This window comes from Deltaproteobacteria bacterium (assembly GCA_016235345.1).
Classification (GTDB): domain Bacteria; phylum Desulfobacterota; class Desulfobacteria; order Desulfobacterales; family Desulfatibacillaceae; genus JACRLG01.
Map to the genome: position 1 here is coordinate 92,297 of JACRLG010000028.1, position 18,698 is coordinate 110,994.

The 18,698-nt window shown below is 57.1% G+C and carries 6 protein-coding genes, 2 tRNA genes and 1 pseudogene; 7 read left to right on the forward strand and 2 right to left on the reverse strand.

What is annotated here, in order from left to right; translation table 11 throughout:
- Positions 1-29: 29 nt before the first annotated feature.
- Together HZB23_14070 and tgt are read right to left on the reverse strand one after the other, a co-directional pair.
- Positions 30-974, reverse strand: coding sequence for an NAD(P)-dependent oxidoreductase (locus HZB23_14070; protein ID MBI5845783.1), 945 nt, complete (start codon positions 972-974; stop codon positions 30-32).
- Entirely contained in the window at positions 967-2,097 is a 1,131-nt protein-coding gene (tgt, locus tag HZB23_14075) for a tRNA guanosine(34) transglycosylase Tgt (GenBank protein MBI5845784.1), read from the reverse strand. The genes HZB23_14070 and tgt overlap by 8 nt, the downstream gene beginning before the upstream one ends.
- 228 nt (positions 2,098-2,325) lie before the next feature.
- Between tgt and HZB23_14080 the strand changes: the two genes are divergently transcribed.
- The 7 genes and pseudogenes from HZB23_14080 to HZB23_14110 all read left to right on the forward strand — a co-directional run bounded on the left by HZB23_14080 (position 2,326) and on the right by HZB23_14110 (position 18,514).
- Positions 2,326-2,398: transfer RNA gene (locus HZB23_14080), tRNA-Val, on the forward strand.
- A gap of 18 nt (positions 2,399-2,416) precedes the next feature.
- Positions 2,417-2,493 (forward strand) — tRNA-Asp (locus HZB23_14085).
- Positions 2,494-3,028: 535 nt separating this feature from the next.
- A complete protein-coding gene (locus tag HZB23_14090) occupies positions 3,029-6,055 on the forward strand; it encodes a hypothetical protein (GenBank protein ID MBI5845785.1) in 3,027 nt (1,008 codons plus the stop codon).
- A 92-nt stretch (positions 6,056-6,147) separates the two neighbouring features.
- Positions 6,148-13,572 (forward strand): DUF11 domain-containing protein, encoded by a 7,425-nt coding sequence (locus HZB23_14095; GenBank protein ID MBI5845786.1) that lies wholly within the window; start codon positions 6,148-6,150, stop codon positions 13,570-13,572.
- 101 nt (positions 13,573-13,673) lie between these two features.
- Positions 13,674-16,655, forward strand: coding sequence for a hypothetical protein (locus HZB23_14100; GenBank protein MBI5845787.1), 2,982 nt, complete (start codon positions 13,674-13,676; stop codon positions 16,653-16,655).
- A 95-nt stretch (positions 16,656-16,750) separates the two neighbouring features.
- On the forward strand, positions 16,751-17,302 hold the full coding sequence (locus HZB23_14105; protein MBI5845788.1) for a hypothetical protein: 552 nt from the start codon (positions 16,751-16,753) through the stop codon (positions 17,300-17,302).
- A gap of 184 nt (positions 17,303-17,486) precedes the next feature.
- A pseudogene (locus HZB23_14110) lies at positions 17,487-18,514 on the forward strand (IS630 family transposase).
- Positions 18,515-18,698: the final 184 nt, after the last annotated feature.

Genomic DNA, 18,698 nt, shown 5'->3' on the forward strand with positions numbered 1-18,698 from the left:
CCTCTCCCGGCTAAAATTCGCCCCGCCGCTCAGACGTTGGCGTAGATGTTGGGTTTGAGCATCCGGTAAGCCATGAGAAGCTCCCGTATGCCCTCATCCAGCGACACCTTCGGGCGGAATCCAAGGGCCTCGATCTTCTCGTTCGATACGTAATAGTCGCGCCTGTCAGGGTCCGTCCCCACCTTTGCCGACAATATTGCAAGATCGGGGCAGTGCTCCCGAATTTTTTCGCAAAGCTCGCGCTTGGTGAGGTTCGCGTTCGAAAGCCCGGCGTTAAAGGGCTCGCCCCTCATCTTCCCGGCGTTTTCCAGTGAAAAGAGAAAGGCCCCTGCGGCGTCGCGCACGTGCAGGAAATTTCGCCTGAAATGCTCCTCGAAAAGCACTATGAAGCGGTCCTTAAAGGCCCGGAAAACGAAGTCGTTCACCAGTAAATCCATCCTCATGCGCGGGCTTGCCCCGAAAACCGTGGCAAGCCGAAGGGTTATGGCGTTTCCCCTTTCCAGGAAGGCGGCCTCGATTTCGACCTTGGCCCTGCCGTAGGAGGACACCGGGCGAAGGGGGGATTCCTCGGTGCAGAAGGCCCCGGCCTCCCCTATTCCATAGCCCGAATTGGTGACCGGAAAGATGACGAGCTGGGAGGCGGAGACGCTCTTGGCCATGTGCCGGTGAGCCTCGACGTTCACCATTCGGGCGGTTTCGGGGTCCTGGTCGCAGGCTGGCGCGCCCACCAGGGCAGCCAGGGGAATGATCACGTCCGCACACGAAATTTCCGCGTCCATTAGGGCCCTGTCGCAGACGTTGCCGCGCACGAATGAAAAATCCGGGTTGAGGCAGCAGGTGACGAGGGATGCCTGGTTGAAAACAAGGTTGTCCACCACTCGCACGCGACAGCCCGCGCCAAGGAGCACGGGAACGAGGGTGGAGCCTATGTAGCCCGCCCCTCCGGTAACCAGAACCCTGGTTTTTTCACTCATCGTTCTTTTCCCTTGCCGCGTAAAAATCTCGCCGGAATTCCTCGAAGCTGTCCTGCAATATGGCCCGCCGCATCCTTTTCATGAGGTCCGCGTAATAATGAAGGTTGTGGATGGTGTTTAAGCGATAGGCCAGAATCTCGCGGCTGGTGAAAAGGTGCCTTAGATAGGCCCTGGAGTAGTTGCGGCAGGTGTAGCATCCGCAGTTTTCCGAGATCGGCTGCTCGCTTTGCCTGTGGGCCGCGTTGGAGATGACCACCGCGCCCCGGTCCGTGAAAAGCTGGCCGTTTCGGGCGTTTCGTGTGGGCATAACGCAATCTGCCATGTCGCAGCCCCTGTAAACGAATTCCACGAGGTCCTCCGGCCTTCCTATGCCCATGGCGTAGCGGGGCCTGTCCTTGGGCAGGAGAGGCAGCGTGGTTTCGGCCATTTCGTACATCAGCTCCTTGGGCTCCCCCACGGAAAGCCCGCCCACAGCGTATCCGTGAAATCCGATTTGAACAAGCTCCTGCGCAGAGCGCCGCCTGAGATCGGGAAACATGCCGCCCTGGACTATACCGAAAAGGGCGTTTTCCGGCTTCATGGACCTTTGGGCCTCATCCTTGCACCGAATGGCCCAGCGGCTGGTGAGGGCCAGGGCCTTTTCGGCCCGCTCAAATTCCGCCGGGTACGGGATGCACTCGTCCAGGCACATGGCGATGTCCGAATTCAGGGCCGCCTGAATCTTAACGGCCTTTTCAGGGGAGAGCATGTGCCTTGAGCCGTCTATGTGGCTCTGGAAATCCACACCCTCCTCGGATATCTTTTTCAGGTCTGCCAGGGAAAAGACCTGGAAGCCGCCGGAATCGGTGAGAATGGCCCCGTCCCAGTGCATGAACCGGTGAAGGCCGGAAAATTTGCCGATGACCTCGGTGCCCGGCCTCAGGTAAAGATGGTAGGTGTTCCCAAGAATAAGGCCAACGCCCATAGCTTTAAGGTCTTCGGGGGCTACGGCCTTTACGCTTCCAAGTGTGCCCACGGGCATGAAAACCGGGGTTTCGATGAGTCCGTGGGCCGTGGCGAGAACTCCGGCGCGGGCTTCGCTTCGGCTGGACTTCGAGATCAGCTGAAAAGAGAATGGATTCAATGTATTATGGCTCCGGAGGAAGTGTTTCCGGGCGGAGTATAGTGCAAAATCGCTTTCACCGCAATCAATGTGTAAGGGCCTTGAAGTAAGGGCCTTGAAATAAAGTATAATTTGCGCCCGCACAAAAAAGACGCACTGACGCCGGATTTTTGCTTGACAGGAAAGGGGGGATTTGATTAGGTTGCTGAATCTTTCGGGCGAGTAGCATGCGCCTGTGAACGACCGAGAGGGCGGGTAGCTCAGTCGGGAGAGCACCGGCCTTACAAGCCGGGGGTCACAGGTTCAAGCCCTGTTCCGCCTATACAGATTGCCTTTTTTCGGGGGCGTAGTACAGTTGGTTAGTACGCCGGCCTGTCACGCCGGAGGTCGCGAGTTCGAGTCTCGTCGCTCCCGCCATTTAAATCAAGGGGTTGCATCCGAAAAGGTGCGGCCCCTTTTGCTTTGGTTGCGTGAAAACTGCCTGAATTTCAAATAAAATTTAAAATACATTTTGAGGCTTTCCTTCAGAAGGCTGCCGATTCTTTCGGCAGCCTTTTTTTGTTGTTGCGTACCAAAACGGTACAGATACAACCAGCTATTATTTATAAGTATTTTATCTGAGGCGATTTTTTTTGTACCAGAATAGAACATTTTTGATGCTAATTTTTGCGGGCCTTTTTTTATACATACTATTTTTATATTAAATATCAAATAGTTATATCCAAGATGCTTGTCGGCATGTTTTTTGCTTTATTTAGTAAGCGTTCTCAAAATTTGGACTTCAAATCTCCATGCCGCTTTTCGTCTGACCTAATCAGCATGGCTGTACGGCAACTGCAACCTAAAAACAGGAGAATACGCAAGACAGAGGAAAGGAAGACCCACCGAGCCAATACAAGGCAAAACCAAGCCAATTAGCATCAACCACACGAAACAAGGAAAGGAAAGAGATATGCCACGGAAGCATGTTTTAAGGGCTGGCATGATTTTGGTCCTAGCGCTGGGACTTATCCTGCCGATGTTTTCAAGCCGTTCCCAGGCTGCAATGACGCCTGCCGACACGGTTATAGGAAACGCGGCGACGGCCATTTACCGCGACCAGAGCAACAACGACTACACCACCACCTCCAACATCGTCCAGTCCGTGGTACTGGAAGTCTGCGGGCTCGATGTATCCCCCTCAGGCCCCACACCCTTGCGGGCGACCCCCGGCCAGAGCATTTATGTTCCCATAATAGTCACCAACATGGGAAACGGCCTGAACACCTTCAACCTGGCCACCGGCGGCCTTGGAACATACTCCAAGAGCATTTACTTGGACGCCAACGGAAACGGCGTGGTTGATCCGGCCGAGTCCGCAGGCATCGCCAGCGTGACCCTCAACATGGGCGCAAGCGCCAACATCATAGTGGGCATAACCGTTCCCCCGGCTGCCGCCCCCGGCGACACCGACGTAAGCAACATTACCGCCACCGGAACCGCTCCTGCCGGATGCTCCGACACCTCCGGCGATTTCACCGTCACAGTGGTCAACGACGCAGTGATCACCGTCAGCAAGGCAGTGGACAAGAACACGGCCCTTCCTGGCGAAACCCTGACCTACTCGTTCAGGTTCAAGAACGTGGGTTCCAAGCCCGTTTATTCCCGCGCGGGAGTCAACGGCTACGACATTGACGCCGCAACCGTTGACGGCGTGATGCTGTACGATCAGCTTCCCTCCGGCGCTTCGTACGTTGCGGCTTCCGCATCGGGAACACCGGCGGCCAACCCCAACGGATACCCCATTTACTCCGCAAACGGCACGAACTGGTTCACTGCGGAAGGCGCAGTTGTGGGCACGATAACCTACGTGGCCTATTTCATGCCGGACGGCACTCCGGGCAACGGCACCAGCGAAACCGTTCTGGACGTTGACCAGCAGGGAACCTTCACCTATCAGGTGACGGTTAATAGCCCCTTCGCCGAGGCTGACGGCGAAATCAACAACACGGCGGCCTTCTATTATAACACCTTTACCGCCACGCTCCAGACGGTCTTCACCAACGAGGTAATAACCACCATCCCGGCCAACGCCACTTCCGACATCGCGGTCAGCCACAGGGTTGTTGATCCCTACACCAACGTGGAGGAAGACGCGGCCCTCAACTACCAGAACGACAACACGGCGGCCCTGGTTCCCGCAGGAAGCTGGGTCGAGTTCACCCACTCCCTGGCCAACCGCGACGCCATCAACAGCGACCTGATCGACCTTTCGGCTATCAACGTGCCCGCAGGCTGGCTGGTTGAGTTCTGGAACGCCAACGGAACAGCCAAGCTCATAGACACCGACGGATCGGGAAACGTTGACCTTGGGACCATCGCCCCCCAGACCAGGGTTGATTTCATGGTAAAAGCCTGGGTGCCCGCTGCCGCTTCAGGCGGTCCCTATTTCTTCGACATCCAGGCCACCAGCGGCAACAAGCCCGCTGAAATCGACCTTTCCCGCGACAACGTAACGGCGGTTCTTTCCGTTGACGTTGACATCGCTCAGTACGCCGACGCGGGCGACGCCACCGACGAGCCTTCGGACGGCGACACCAACGGCGCGAACGACGCCGACGACATCCTCGCCGCCGAAACCAGCGCGGTACTGCCCGGAAGCACGGCTTCTTACAGGCTTCAGGTGGTCAACATCGGCGGATCGTCAGATTCATACGCCTTGAACGTTTCCGGCAACCCCGCAGGAACCGTCGCCAAGTTTTATTCCGATCTGAACAACGACGGCGATCACGCTGACGCAGGCGAAGCCGAAATCACCGACACCCCGCTTCTTGGCGGAACCGTGGTAAGGGTTGCAGGCGTTTTTGGCGGCGGCAACACCACCTTCACCGTTTACGGGGTGGCCAACTTCGTGGCCGGAGATGTCATCCGCCTGAACAAGACCGTGACTGCAACCATTTTGAGCGTTGACGCAGTCAACAAGACCATAACCGTTGCAGGCGACCAGACCGCCAACACGGACGCCGGGGACCTTGTATCGGAATCCTACAGCGTGATCATGGAAGTGGCAACCACTCCCACCACGCCGCCTTCCGTCAACAACCTGGTGGTCGCAGCCATTTCCAACACCAGCGGCACCGTAGACAACATGGACGTGTATTTCGAGGTTCTGGAAGTCTGCTCGGTTGCGGTAAATCCCAACAGCTCCGACCAGATCCCGGCCACGGGCACCACCACCTACATCCACACCGTGACCAACTCCGGAAACTCCACCAAGTACGTCAAAATCGACCTTAACATGGCGGGCCTCGGCCTCACCTACCTCTTCCTGGCGGAAGGGGCCAACTGGAAGGCCTTCGGCGTTGACGGACTTGCCGGAACCGGTGACGACGTTGCTCTGGCTGACGGCGACACCGCCGCCGTGGGCACCGTATTCATCCAGCTTGCGGCAGGAGCTTCGGCCAATTTCAAGATCAAGGTCTTCGCCCCCGCCGGAACCGCGCCCGGATTGGTGGAAAGCGCCAACATTCAGGCAGTGGCATCCTCGGACGGCGATTTCACCACCCTTGGCGACCAGTGCTCGGATACCGCATCCGAAACCACCACGGTCATCGAAGGCTTCCTCCAGGTCACCAAGGCCAGAACGCATCTTGATGTCGCATACATAGGCGTCATACCCTCACCAGGCGACGAGATCGTCTACTCGCTAACCTACAAGAACATAGGTCAGCAGACCGCAGTGGCCTGCGTGATCACGGACCAGATCCCCGACCACACCACTTACGTGGCAGGCTCCCTTTACATTGACGTCAACTGCGACGGCCTCATCGACGGCGGAGACACCCTCCTTACCGACGGTTCCGGCGACGACACCGCAGAATACGACGGCGTCAACAACATGGTGCGCTTCCGCGTGGGCGCAGGCGCTGACGCCGCAAACGGCGGCAGCCTTGCCCCCGGCGCGCAGGGCTGCGTGCTGTTCAAGGTGCTGATCCAGTAGGAAAGTGACAGTGCTGATCGTTTAACAACAACCATTCCGGGCGTCTTCCTTGGTGGAGACGCCCGGAAACCCAAAAAGGCGTTTTGGCAGGCATGGCAAGGGCTAATACCACATTCCAGGGAAAGCTGATCAGGGCAATACTGGCGATAGCCTGTGTCGCCGCCCTGGTTTCGCCCTCCAATGCCGCCCAGACAACCATAACCAACAGGGCTTCCGCCACTTACAAAGATGCAAACAACTCGCCATACACAGCGCTTTCCAACCAGGTCAGCGACCAGGTGGCGACTGTTTACGGAATTTCAATTTCGCCGGACGGCACGGCGGCCAACCCCGGAAGAACAATTACAGTCTCTCCGGCGTCAGTTGTACACATCCCCTATACATTGGAAAATACAGGCAGCGGCGACGATTCCTATCAACTCGACCTGAGCAACCTTCAGGGCGACGATGGGAACATTTCCGGCCTCGCCCTTTACGTAGATATCAATCAGAACGGACGGGCGGACGCCCTTGAACCTGCCTACGACAATAACGCCCCCCCAGTGCTCGCTCCAGGCGGAGTGATTCACCTTGTGGCAATGGGACAGGCGCCCGCAGGGCTTGCGGGCGGCTTCATCCTTGTGAATCTTTCGGGTTTTTCAAACAATGATCCAAATGCAAGCGACACTCAAAACGCCGCCAGGGTGGAGATATCAAACGAAGGATTGATGAGTGGCACAAAAAGCGCCGCGCCCGGCAACGTGAAACCGGGCGACACGGTGGCCTATACCATTATATTTGCCAGCGAAGGCGCAAGCCCGGTTAAGGCTGCGTCCTTTAACATTGATATTGACGGTAACGGGGTCGCGGAAGCGAAAAGCGGCCTTCTGGTTTCAGACGCCCTGCCCCAGGGAACGGCCTTTTCAGCCGGAACCCTGGCTTTTGTTTCAAACATTGTCGGCTCCGCGCCCATTTACGAAGGCTCGGACGGCATGTGGCGGACGTCGTTTGCGGCCACGCCTCTTCCGGTAATCAAGGTTGGCCTTTTCCTGCCGGAAAACCCGCAAGGCACAGCCTTCAACAATGGCGTTTCGGGAAGTCTTTCGTTCAGAGTCCTTGTTAATCCGGGTTTCGGAACCGGCGTTCTGGTCAACAAGGCCATAATCGATTATGCCGGCGCTTCGGGGCCAAAAACCGCCGAAACCAACGAGACCATAGTTAACGTGGCGTCCCCGGCGAAGGTGGTGGCCGACGACACCGACGACAACGGCGCTCTTTCGGGTTCGGGCCAGGCCGATGACCCGGATGATCTCATGTCCGTGGATTTCGCCGCCAAGGGTTCCCAGGTGTCCTTTCTCAACGAGGCGGCCAACCTGGGAAGCGGGAATGACACCATTAATATTCTTTTCGATTCCGCAAAATCCCTCAACCTGCCTCAGGGGGCTGCGGTTGAATTTCGCAGCATTCAGGGACTGCCCCTCACAGACTCCGACGGCGACGGCAACCCCGATCTTGGAAGCCTCGCCCCCCAGGAACGCAAGAGCTTTTTTACAGTGCTTTCGCTTCCCGCAGGCGTCTCGGCCAGCGACATTTTGGTGGCCGTAAAGGCGGTGTCTGCTATTGATTCTTCGATTTCCGATCATACCTATGACTTTGTGGGCAGGGTTGACACGGTTGACGTCAAGGTGGAGGTGGGGGTAAGCGCCTCGGTCCAGATAGGGGCAACCACGGCCCTTGCCCGCCAGGCCCTGGTTAACGGCAAGATCACGGCCCACGAATACGACGCAGCCGGAAATTTCGTAAGGAGCAAGGTGTTTTTAACCGACGGCTCGGCGCTCATCAACCGCGACGCGGCAGGCAACGCCTATCCCCTCTACAACTGGCTGCGGGACGGCTTCTCCTACCGCACAACAATAGCCGAGGAGATCAACGGTTATTCCTACTACGGCACTCCCATTTTCTACCGGTCGGATTTCACCACGGTGACCAATCCGGGCGACGTGTTCACGCGAGGCGAGATAACGGTAAAAGTGCTCGTCGACGGCACCAAGCTCCTTATCGTTCCCCTCGATCCAGCGGGCTATGTTTATGACGCCATAACCAACGCCAGGGTGGATGGAGCCTGCGTCACCTTCTACCGCTTTGACGGACCGGATTTCACCACTTATACAAAGGTTGACCCGGCGCTTCTGGACATCTACCCCAACGGGCAGACCAGCCAGGAAAACAGCCAGCTTTCCGGGCCGTTCGACGCCGCAGGCCAGGTTGACACCGGAAAATCATCAGGCGCATTCGAGTTCCGCTTCACCAACTACAATCAGAACCTGGACGGCTGGTACTTTATCGAGACCACCTTCGACTGCGGCCTTCCAGGCTCCAGGCCCGATCTCGCCAAGACCTACGCGCCCGTGACGCTGAACCGGAACGCAATCTGGAATCCGGCGGACGGCAAGCCGTACAGGGGCGAGCGGTTCTATATTGATTCGGGCTTTCCGGGGGCCATCCTTTTAAGGGTGCCGCTTTATCCGGCAAGCCTGGAACCTTTGCGGGTGGAAAAGACCGTCAGCCCAGACAGCGCTGAAACCGGCGACATAATGACCTTCACAGTCAAGGTCAAAAACGCCGACCCGGACCATACGGTTTACGGGGTCGAAGTGTACGACATAATGCCGCGTGACGTGCGCTATGTTCCGGGCTCCACCAAAACGGACGGCAAGGCCGCGCAGGACCCCGAAATTTCTCCCCAAGGCGTGGGCCTTACCTGGAAGATCGGGGAGATTGCGGCGGGAAAAACCATTTCCATTACCTACAAGGTAAGGGTGGCGGCGGGGGCCACGGACGGCAAGAAGGCCAACACCGCCAGGGCCGCCGGGTTCGCGGATCCGGGAAAAAGCCAGCAGGTGTCATCCAACGTGGCAACGGCCTTCTTCACCATCAAAAAGGACCTTTTCACCGACAGGGCCTTTATAATCGGCAAGGTCTTTTCGGACGACAACGGCGACCGGATTCAAAACGGCGAAGAACAGGGGCTTTCCGGCGTAAAGATATACATGGAGGACGGGCGCTACGTCGTTACGGATTCCGAGGGCAAGTATCACATGGATAACATTGTCCCCGGCACCCACATTTTAAAGGTTGACCCTTCCACCCTGCCGCCCGGCTCCATCCTGGCCCCTCTGGACAACCGCAGCGGCAAGGAGCCCGGAACCGCCTTTGCCGACGTTTTTCCGGGCGATCTTTTCAAGGTCAATTTCCGGGTTGTGCCCAAGGCCTTTATCCCCGCCCTGTGCATAGACGGCGGAGACATTCCCGGAAAGCTTGTGGTTGCAAGGACCATTGCGGACGTTTTGGTGGACGCAGAGGGCAAGGTAAGGATCAAAAACCGGGTCGAGCTTAAAAACGCCTTCGGCTTTGCTCTCTATGAACTTGAATATAAGGAAAAATCACCTGAACTGCCCGGAAAGGGGACCGCAACGCTCAACGGCTCGCCCTTCGAGGACCCGTCAATATCGGCGGACGGATATTCCTGGAAACTTCCCCTTATTGAGCCGGGCCGCACCCTTCGCCTTGAATTCCTCTCCGATCTTCCGGCCAGGGAAGGAAAGGTGGAAGCCTCATGCGCCTTCAGGGCCGAGCCTGCCGGAAAGGATGTCGTCATCCCGGTTTCTGCGGATGCGGTTTTCTCCGTGGCCGCGCCCAGGGAATACAGGCTCTCCTTAAACTTTGCCCAGGGCTCGGACGAACTTTCTGCGGAAGCGAAAAAAAGCCTTGGGCCGGTGGTCCAGCATTTGCGCAAAAGCGGTTATTCCAAACTGTTGGTCGAGCTTGAAAAGGGTGCGCCTGTCAAGGGCAAAACCGCCCCGGACAGCCCGGAGCTTTCCCGCAGGCGGTCCGAATCGGTGGCCCGGTTCCTCAAGGAGTCTTTGCTTGACACTTCAAAGGTGGCAATAGGCTTTGGGGCGCCGCCCGCCGGGAACGAGCCGGAAAAGCCAGCCTCACGCAAAGATGCCGATCACGGCATTGAAATCAAGGTTCTTTCCATAGGCGCAGGCGCTGACACAAAAGAGATCGCCGTCGGCGACCAGATGGGCAAGGGCATCTACAGGCTGCGCCTGGGTTTTGTGAGCCAGTATCCGGTTGCCGAATTGAGCGACCCAAAACTTTTCGTGGGCTTTCCCGAAGGATTTTTCTACCTGGGCGGCACCGCCACAATAAACGGCGAGCCTGCGGCCCCGGTAAAAACCGAAAACTTTTTCACTGTCCCGGTTGAAGAAAAGCTCATTTCGGAGCCTGTTTATTTTGCCATGGATTTTCTTTCCTCCGGCGCGATCTCCTGGAAAAGCACTCCGGTCTGCGTCCTGGTCCGCACCAAAAACGGCAAGGTCGTGGTCATTGCCTCCAATATTTCCGATTCCGATCCTGCCGCATTGAAGCTCCTCACCCTTTACGAGGGCGGTGGCCAGGGCGGGGCACCGGCCCCGGAAGACCTGGAGAGACTCCGCAAGGCACAGCCTCCGGGAATTCTCTATCCCGAACCGGGCCAGACCAATGCCGGCTCGGCCACATCCATAAAGATACGGATAGCCACAGGCTCCGGCCACAGGCTTCTGGTGAACGGAAAGGAAATCGGAAAAGAGAGGGTTGCCCAGTCTTCATCCGACAAGGCTCTGGGACTTGAAACAATTGAATATCTTGGCGTGCCGCTCGACAAGGCCGAAAACACCATCGAGCTTTTTTCGGGTGAAACCCTCCTGGACAGAAGGGTTCTCGTAAAGGGCGGCGAGGCCAGGAACCTTTCCTTTGAAATTTATCCCAAGCGCCCTCCCGCCGACGGCAAGAGCCCGGCCTACGTGGCCATAAGCCTTGTGGACGCAGCGGGAAACCCGGTAAACGACGAGACATCCCTGACTGTAGCCGTTGACAGGGGGGACGTGTTCGACAAGGAAACCGGAAAATTCAAGCGCATGCCCGATGACGGCTTTGCAGTGAAAACGGTTGCAGGCAGGGCCGTGGTGAAACTATCCCCTGCTTCCACCACCGAAAGGCGTAGGCTAACGGTTAGTTACGGCGACATCGAAAAAACCCTCGAAGTGGGATATTACCCGGAAAAACGCGAGCTAATCATGGTGGGCGGCCTGGAGGCCTGGGCAGGGTTCGGAAACGCCGAGCCGGAAAAACAGCCTGAATCGGGCGACATGCCATTCGATCATTCCAATGGCGGCACCGAAACCTACGGCAGGGCCTCCATTTTCGCAAAGGGCAGCAGGGACGGCTTCACCGGCACCCTCCGCTACGACACCAGGGCCAACCCGGACGCCGACGTGCTTTTGATGGAAAACACGCCCGGAACCTCTGACAACAGGCTTTACCCGGTTTACGGGGACGACGCCGAGCAGTTTTTCGAGGCCAAAAGCGCCGAGCGGCTTTACTTGAAGGTGGAGCGCGACCTTTCCTACGCCATGTTCGGCGACTACGCCACGGGCCTTGGAAGCGACCTTTCCTTCAACCGCTACCAGAGAACCTACAACGGCGGCCTAATAAACCTGGAGGATGAAAACCTTGGCTCGGCCCGCCTCTTCGTTTCCCGCAACCGCCAGTCCCTCGTAAGGGAAAACATCGAGGCGCGCGGGCTCTCAGGCCCATACAGGCTGCAAAACGCCGACATCACGCTTTATTCGGAAACCGTGGTCATCGAAACCCGCGACCGCCACCATCAAAGCGTGGTGATAAATGAAAAGACCATGAGCAGGAACTCCGATTACGACATCGACTATGAATCGGGCGTTCTGCTGTTTCACGAGCCCATCGGCAGTTTTGATTCAACCTTCAACCCTCAGATCATAAGGGTTACCTACGAGACGAAAAACCTCGATGAAAACCGCTACGTCTACGGCGCAAGGCCCCAGGTCAAGTTCTTTTCGGGAAAGCTGAAACTTGGTCTTCTGGGAGTCGTGGAGGAACACGCCGTTTCGGACAAGAGCCAGGGCGGCGCGGACATCGTTTACGACGACGGAAAACACGTGAAGGTCATTGCCGAGCTTTCCACAACCGAGAGCTTCGACGCCGAAACCTTCGATCCCGCAAGCGGAACCGCCCGGAGGGTCGAGGCCGAAATCAGGGATGTTAAACGAACCGGCATCAAGGCCCGCTACCAGAAGGTTGACGACGGTTACGAAAATTTCTCCACAGCCGCAACCGGAGAAGGAGCAGAGGTTTTCGGCGCATCGGCCAAAACGGAATTCGGCGAGGATGCCAAAAAGACCGCCTTTGTGGCTGATTTTTCCGGTGAAAACAGCGAGAGCTATACCAGAAAAAGCTCCGAGGTCCGGGTTGAGCGGAGCTTCGGAAAAAACCTCACCCTTCTCGGGGGAACCAGGTGGGCCAGGGACGAGGGAGGAGCCGACCCGGAAGAATCGGTGCTTGCGGTGGCCGGGGCCAAAATGAGCCCCACTTCCCGCCTGAGCCTTTCACTGCGAAGGGAACAGAGCCTCACCGGCGAGGTTTCCGGAGATTACGCATCCACCAAAACAGTGGGCCAGGCAAGCTACCGGGTGACTGATAACGTCACTGCGGAAATGGCCAGCGAATACCAGGAACGAGCAGACAAGGACATCTGGCTCACCACTGCGGGCCTAAGCTCCAGGCTTGGCGAAAACACCACCGCCTACGGCAAGTACACCCTGGACGATTCCGTGAGCGGTTGGCGCAACGCCAGCAACCTTGGGCTCACCCACCAGTTCATCAATCGCGGCGGCTTCACCGCCGACGGCGGCGCTGAGTGGGTGAAGACCATATCCGGCGACAGCGCGGACGGCGATTACGTCGCGCCCAGGTTCGGGTTCACCTATCTTCAGAGCAACCGCTACAAGATTACGGGCCGCGAGGAACTCCGTTTCGGCGAAAACGGAACCGAGTCCGTAACCACCCTGGGCGGCACAATGAAGGCCGGGCGCGACCTTACGCTTTTTTCCCAGGCAAGATACTTTGCGGCTGAGAACGACGAGTTGAGCCTTCTGTTGGGCTCCGCTTACAGGCCGGTGGGCAAAGACCGACTTCAGCACCTCACAAAGTTTCGGTGGACATCAAAAACCGGCGACTCCGACGAGGAAAGAATCGTCCTTTCCCATCACGTCAACTTCGAGCCCCTGCCCCGCCTGAAATTCATGGGCGAAGTGGCGGGCAAGTACGTCAGCATGGATGACGAGGAGGCCACCTCATACCTCACCAGGGGCCGGGTGATTTACGACATCACCGACAGGGTGGATGTGGGCTTTCAGGCAGGATTCCTTCATCAGGTGGATTCCGACACAAGGCTCACGGCCTGGGGGCCGGAAATAGGCGTAATGATGTTCTCCGATTTCTGGCTCTCTCTGGGATACAATTTCAACGGGTTCCGGGACGAGGATTTCAGCGAGGCCAATTACTGGTCGGAAGGTTTCTACGTCAAGGTGCGGTTCAAGTTCGACGAAAACACCCTCTACGACATAAACGACCGTCTGCGCAGGCCCTCGGAAAAAGGCGGGGCCGCAGTTGAATAACTTGCGATGTCGCAGCGACTGGTATAGTCTAAAATATACATCTGGAATTTTTTTTGAGCGGCGCGTTACCAACGGAATAATCAGCCCTGGGGAGGAAACCGATGCGGAAAAGGGATTGGGATAAGGCAAGCGGCCCCGGCTCCGGGCCGTTTCCGTTTAAACGGAAAGGGCTTTTTTTCACGGCGGCCCTGGCCTTCCTGGCTCTTTTCAGCCTGTTTGCCGTCACGGACCTTTTCGCCGATGCATATCCCCCTTACTGGACCTCAGTCCCGCCCCAGTCACCGAACCCCGTGCATTACCTGCCGGTCGCCTGGCCCGCAGACAGTGCCTGGATCGGCACCAAAAGCCAGGGCGCTGACCTCCGAGACAAGAAAAACAGCGACCAGTCAACGGGCGGCACGGTTCCCAACGGCTACGTCAGCGTCAGCTCGGGCTGCACCGACCAGTCCCTGCCCAGCGTTTACTGGTACTACGACAGCGCCACCCAGGTCCTTTTCTTCCGCTGGCGTGTGGAGTCGGGACCCCAGACCTACTGCACGAGCGGCGTCGCTCCTCCAAGTTACGCTTCCGGTGACCCCTGGAACTCGGCCCTCTATACGGTTCTTATAGATACGGACGGCGACGGATACCGGGAATACGCCATGCATCTTGACGGCAGTTCCGGCGGCCCGGCAACCGCCGTGGACCGCCTGGTGGGAATTTACAGCAACGACAACACCCAGAACGTCGACTACGTAACCTACAACACCACGGTTTTCGCCACCGCCCACAACCCGTCGGCCTTCGTGGACCAGGCCACCAGCCGGATACTTAATTTCCAGAACAGCCTCACGCCCACTACCACCTGGCCAAGGTGCGGCACAAACACGCTGTGGGATTTCGGAACCTCGCGGGTGGTCCCGGTTCCCGGAAGCACATGCGGCGAAATGTTCGTGGATTACCAGATCCCTTACGCGCTTCTAAACGGCCCCGGCGGTCCGGCCCGGCCTGCCCTTACCCCCAATACGCCCATAGCACTTGCATTCGCTACGGCGAACAGCTTAAACGATCCTTTTCAAAAAGACTTTGTGGCAAACGGCTCCTTCACTGCCAATGCAAACAACTGCTTTCCCTTTTCCGATTACATAGTGCCCGGCCAGTTGCTGACCCTTTCAGGCCCTTTGATAAACGACGTTACGGCAACGGCTCCAACCGCCTTAGACTGCACCAGCGATATTACCGCCTGGGTTCAGGACGCCCTTGCCAACGTCTCCGGCTCCTGCGGGCTCACCATCAACAGCGTGGAGTTCTGGTACTACGCGGATAAGAACGGAGATGGAAATGCAAACGACGGTTCCACCTGGACCAAGTTGGGCGATGCTTCGGCCGGGCCCACGCCGACTTGGGTATATACCTGGAACACCAGCGTCGTTCCTAACGGTGATTATATAATCGGAGTTAAAGCCACGGATTCGGAGGGCAACAGCACCTTCAGCTACAAGACGGCGGCCGAGGTCTCCCCGCCCAATTACTCCAACCCCTCACCGACTCCCGGCATACAGACAGTGTCCATTACGGTGGACTGCGGGGTTGATTCCCTCATATCAGGTTACGTTTACAACGATGCCAACCGGAACGGGGAAAAGGACTCCGGGGAAACCGGCACCGGCGCAAGCCCCCATTACGTGAAGGCCTGCCAGAGCGGAAGCGTTGTGGCCACGGCCACCGTTGACCCTGCCACCGGATATTATCAGATGGCAGGGGTGCCCTACGGTGCAATCACCATCCTTGAGGACACTGACAACCTTGCAAACTGTGTCCCGGCGGACCCGGCGGGCTGGGTCTCCACCACGTCCAACACCATTTCCTTCACCTATTCTTCGAGTGACCCGATTCTTGAAAATATCAATTTCGGAGATTACAATGGCTGCCAGGTTAGCGGCACCGTGTTCAGGGACAGCGGCGACGGAAGCGCCGGGAGTACAGATGCCACCAATTCCGTGTGGAACAGCCCCAACGAAAAAGGCATCCCCCAGGTAATAGTGAAGGCCTGCGCCGACACATCCTGCGCCACAACAATAGCCACCACGGCCACCTCCGACGCAGGGGCCTACACGCTATGGGTTCCGGCCTCATATAACGGGTCCACGGTTTACATTGTAAAAACCGACCCGGCGGGCTGGCTTTCGAGCGGCAACTCAATAGGCGCGGCGGTCCAGAACAACGCGGAACAGCCCCTTGCCAACAGGAACCGCCTCTCCTTTACAATGGCGTCGGGAACCAACAGGACGGATTACAATTTCGGCAACGTCGAAAACATATCCATAACCCCGCCCCAGTCTTACGTGGTGTCGCCGGGCTCCAGCCTCACAATACGGCATACCATCAACATTAAAACCCCGGGGAAAGTCGCCCTCTCCCTTTCCTCTCAACAATCTTGGACTTACGCCGTTTACGCCGACCTTGACTGCGATGGCCAGCTTGACGGCAATGCCCTCGTACCGGTGGGCGGATATTATTCGCTGAACGGGGGGGCGAGCCTGGGAGCGGGCGATGCCTGCGTGATTATTCGCACTGTGGTTCCCACATCTGTCGGGCTTGGCACAGTTGAGGGCCTCACGGTGGCCGCCAACGAAGACTGGTCCAACACAGCGGTTTCTTACAACGACATTGATTTCACATCCGATACCATTACGGCATCAGGCCCGGCTGCCCAGCTTCACCTTGAAAAATTTGTCAGAAACGTCACTCTTTCGCATTCGTTTTCTTTCTCCAACGAAGTCTCGCCCACCGACGTTCTGGAATACAGGATAGATTTCAAGAACATCGGGGCCGAACCCCAGAAGGACATTGTGTTTGGCGACAACGTGCCTGACAACACCCAATTCCTGCCGCGACTTTACCTGGGAGCCACGAAGGATGTCATGGTTACGGTGAACGGCGGCACCTATTACGGCACCGTTGACGACAGCCCGGATACGGACGGAGTAACCCTTGAATACGACATTCTTTCCATAAGGCTTCAGTCCCTTTGCGGCGCTCCCTGCATAACGCTTGAACCCGGCCAGACAGGAAGCATCTATTACCGGGTAAGTGTAGATTGAGCCAGGGCGTAAAGCGTCTCTGGCGCGCGTTTTGAATTCGTGTTATAGTTTAATTTTGGGTTTGTTTCCCTCATTCGCAAGAAAAGGAGCGGCAAATGGCATCTTTTATCGGCAGGATCGGCGTTACGGGGGGGCGGGTAAGACCGGCGCATCTCGCGGCTGTGGCTTGTCTTGTTGTTGCGATGGCCGCTTCTGCGGTTGTTGCGGAAGGCCCTGCAAAGGACCCTCTGAATTTGAAGACCACCGCCTTCATGGTTGAAACAACAACTAAGGACGGCAAACAGGTTGAGGCTTTGAAGCCCCTGCCCAAGGGCATTCTTCCCGGAACCCTTATCCAGTACAACATTACGGGCAAAAACCAGGGCAAAGTCGAACTGAAGGACTTAAGGACCGAAGGCAAGGTTCCGCCCGAAACCCGTTACGTTGACAAATCCGCCAGATGCGACAACGCCGGAGAGGTTCAGTTTACCTTCAACAGCGGCAAAACCTGGGCAAAAGCGCCCCTGACCAAAACAATAACCACGCCCGAAGGCCAAAAAATGACCGTTACCGTTCCGCCAGAGGAATACAACGGGGTACGCTTCGTGGTGAAAAAACTCAAGGCCGGAGCCTCCTTCACCGGCGTTTACAGGGTTCTTCTCAAGTAAAAACCTGGGTTTTGCTCCAGACAACAAAGCCCTCCGGGAATTCCCGGAGGGCTTTGTTGTCTGAGCAGGCCTATTACCGCCTTGACCAGCTTCGGCCTTGGGGCGGTTACTGTGGCTGCCCCTTGATTTATTACTCGGAGCAATAAATATTTCAATTTTAGCGACCTGTGCTATGGTCCCGCACATGAACCTCAACGACACCCGCAAATTGAGTCCCAAGGCACAGGAAGCACTGCGTATTCGCGCCGTCCAGGCGGTCTTGGACGGTAAGGCGCAAAAAGAAGTGGCCCAGGTCTTTGGAGTGACCACTCGATCCGTCAACACCTGGGTCAAGATATATCGCGCACGGGGTTTCGAGGGCCTCAAAGCCGCTCGACAGGGACGCCCCAAGGGTGGCGCGCTTCTGCCCTGGCAGGCCGCCCAAATCGTTCGGTCCATCAAGGACAACATGCCGGATCAATTGCATTTTCCCTTTCATTTGTGGACCCGCGAAAGCGTGGCGCTTCTGATTGAAGACCGTTTCGACATCCGCCTGTCCCGCTGGACCGTGGGGCGCTACCTGAAGCGCTGGGGCTACACCCCGCAAAAGCCCCTGAAACGGGCCTACGAGCGCGACCCGGTGGCGGTTAAAATTTGGATGGACGAGGATTATCCTGCCATCCACAAACAAGCCCACGCCGAAAACGCGCTCATCCTCTGGGGCGACGAGATGGGCATGCGCTCCGACCATGCGGTTGGGCGGACCTACGGCAAACGCGGCGAAACGCCTGTGGTGAAGACGCCCGGCAAGCGTTTTTCGTGCAACATGATTTCCGCCATCAGCAACATGGGGCATCTGCAATTCATGGTGTTTGACGGAACTTTCGACGCAGGGGTGTTCATCGAGTTCCTGCGCCGCCTGGTCCGCTCCAATGACCGCAAAATGTATCTGATTCTGGATAACCTTCGTGTTCATCATTCAAAGCGGGCCGCCCGGTGGCTGGAAAAGCATCATGAACAAATAAAGCTGTTTTTCCTGCCAGCCTACAGCCCGGAGCTGAACCCGGACGAGCGCCTGAACCAGGACGCGCGGCCAATGCCGATAAAAACCGACGCGCCAGGAACGCAGAAGAGCTTAAAAACAATATCCGAGGATACCTGAGAAAGCGCCAGTGCCAGCCGGACATCGTCCAGAATTACTTCGAAGACAAGGCTGTTCGATATGCGTTCTGAAATGAAAACCTTTTATGCTCCCGGTAATATGCAAACCAGGTCACATCTAAATAAACATTATGAATTCTCCTCTTCGGCACCATTTTTAGGAAAACGGGCGGTTCCGGGTACATACCGGTCTCGCCCGTTTTCGTTCGGTCAGAATGCCAGCCCGAAAAATGGAGCCCTGCCCCCCTGATAACAG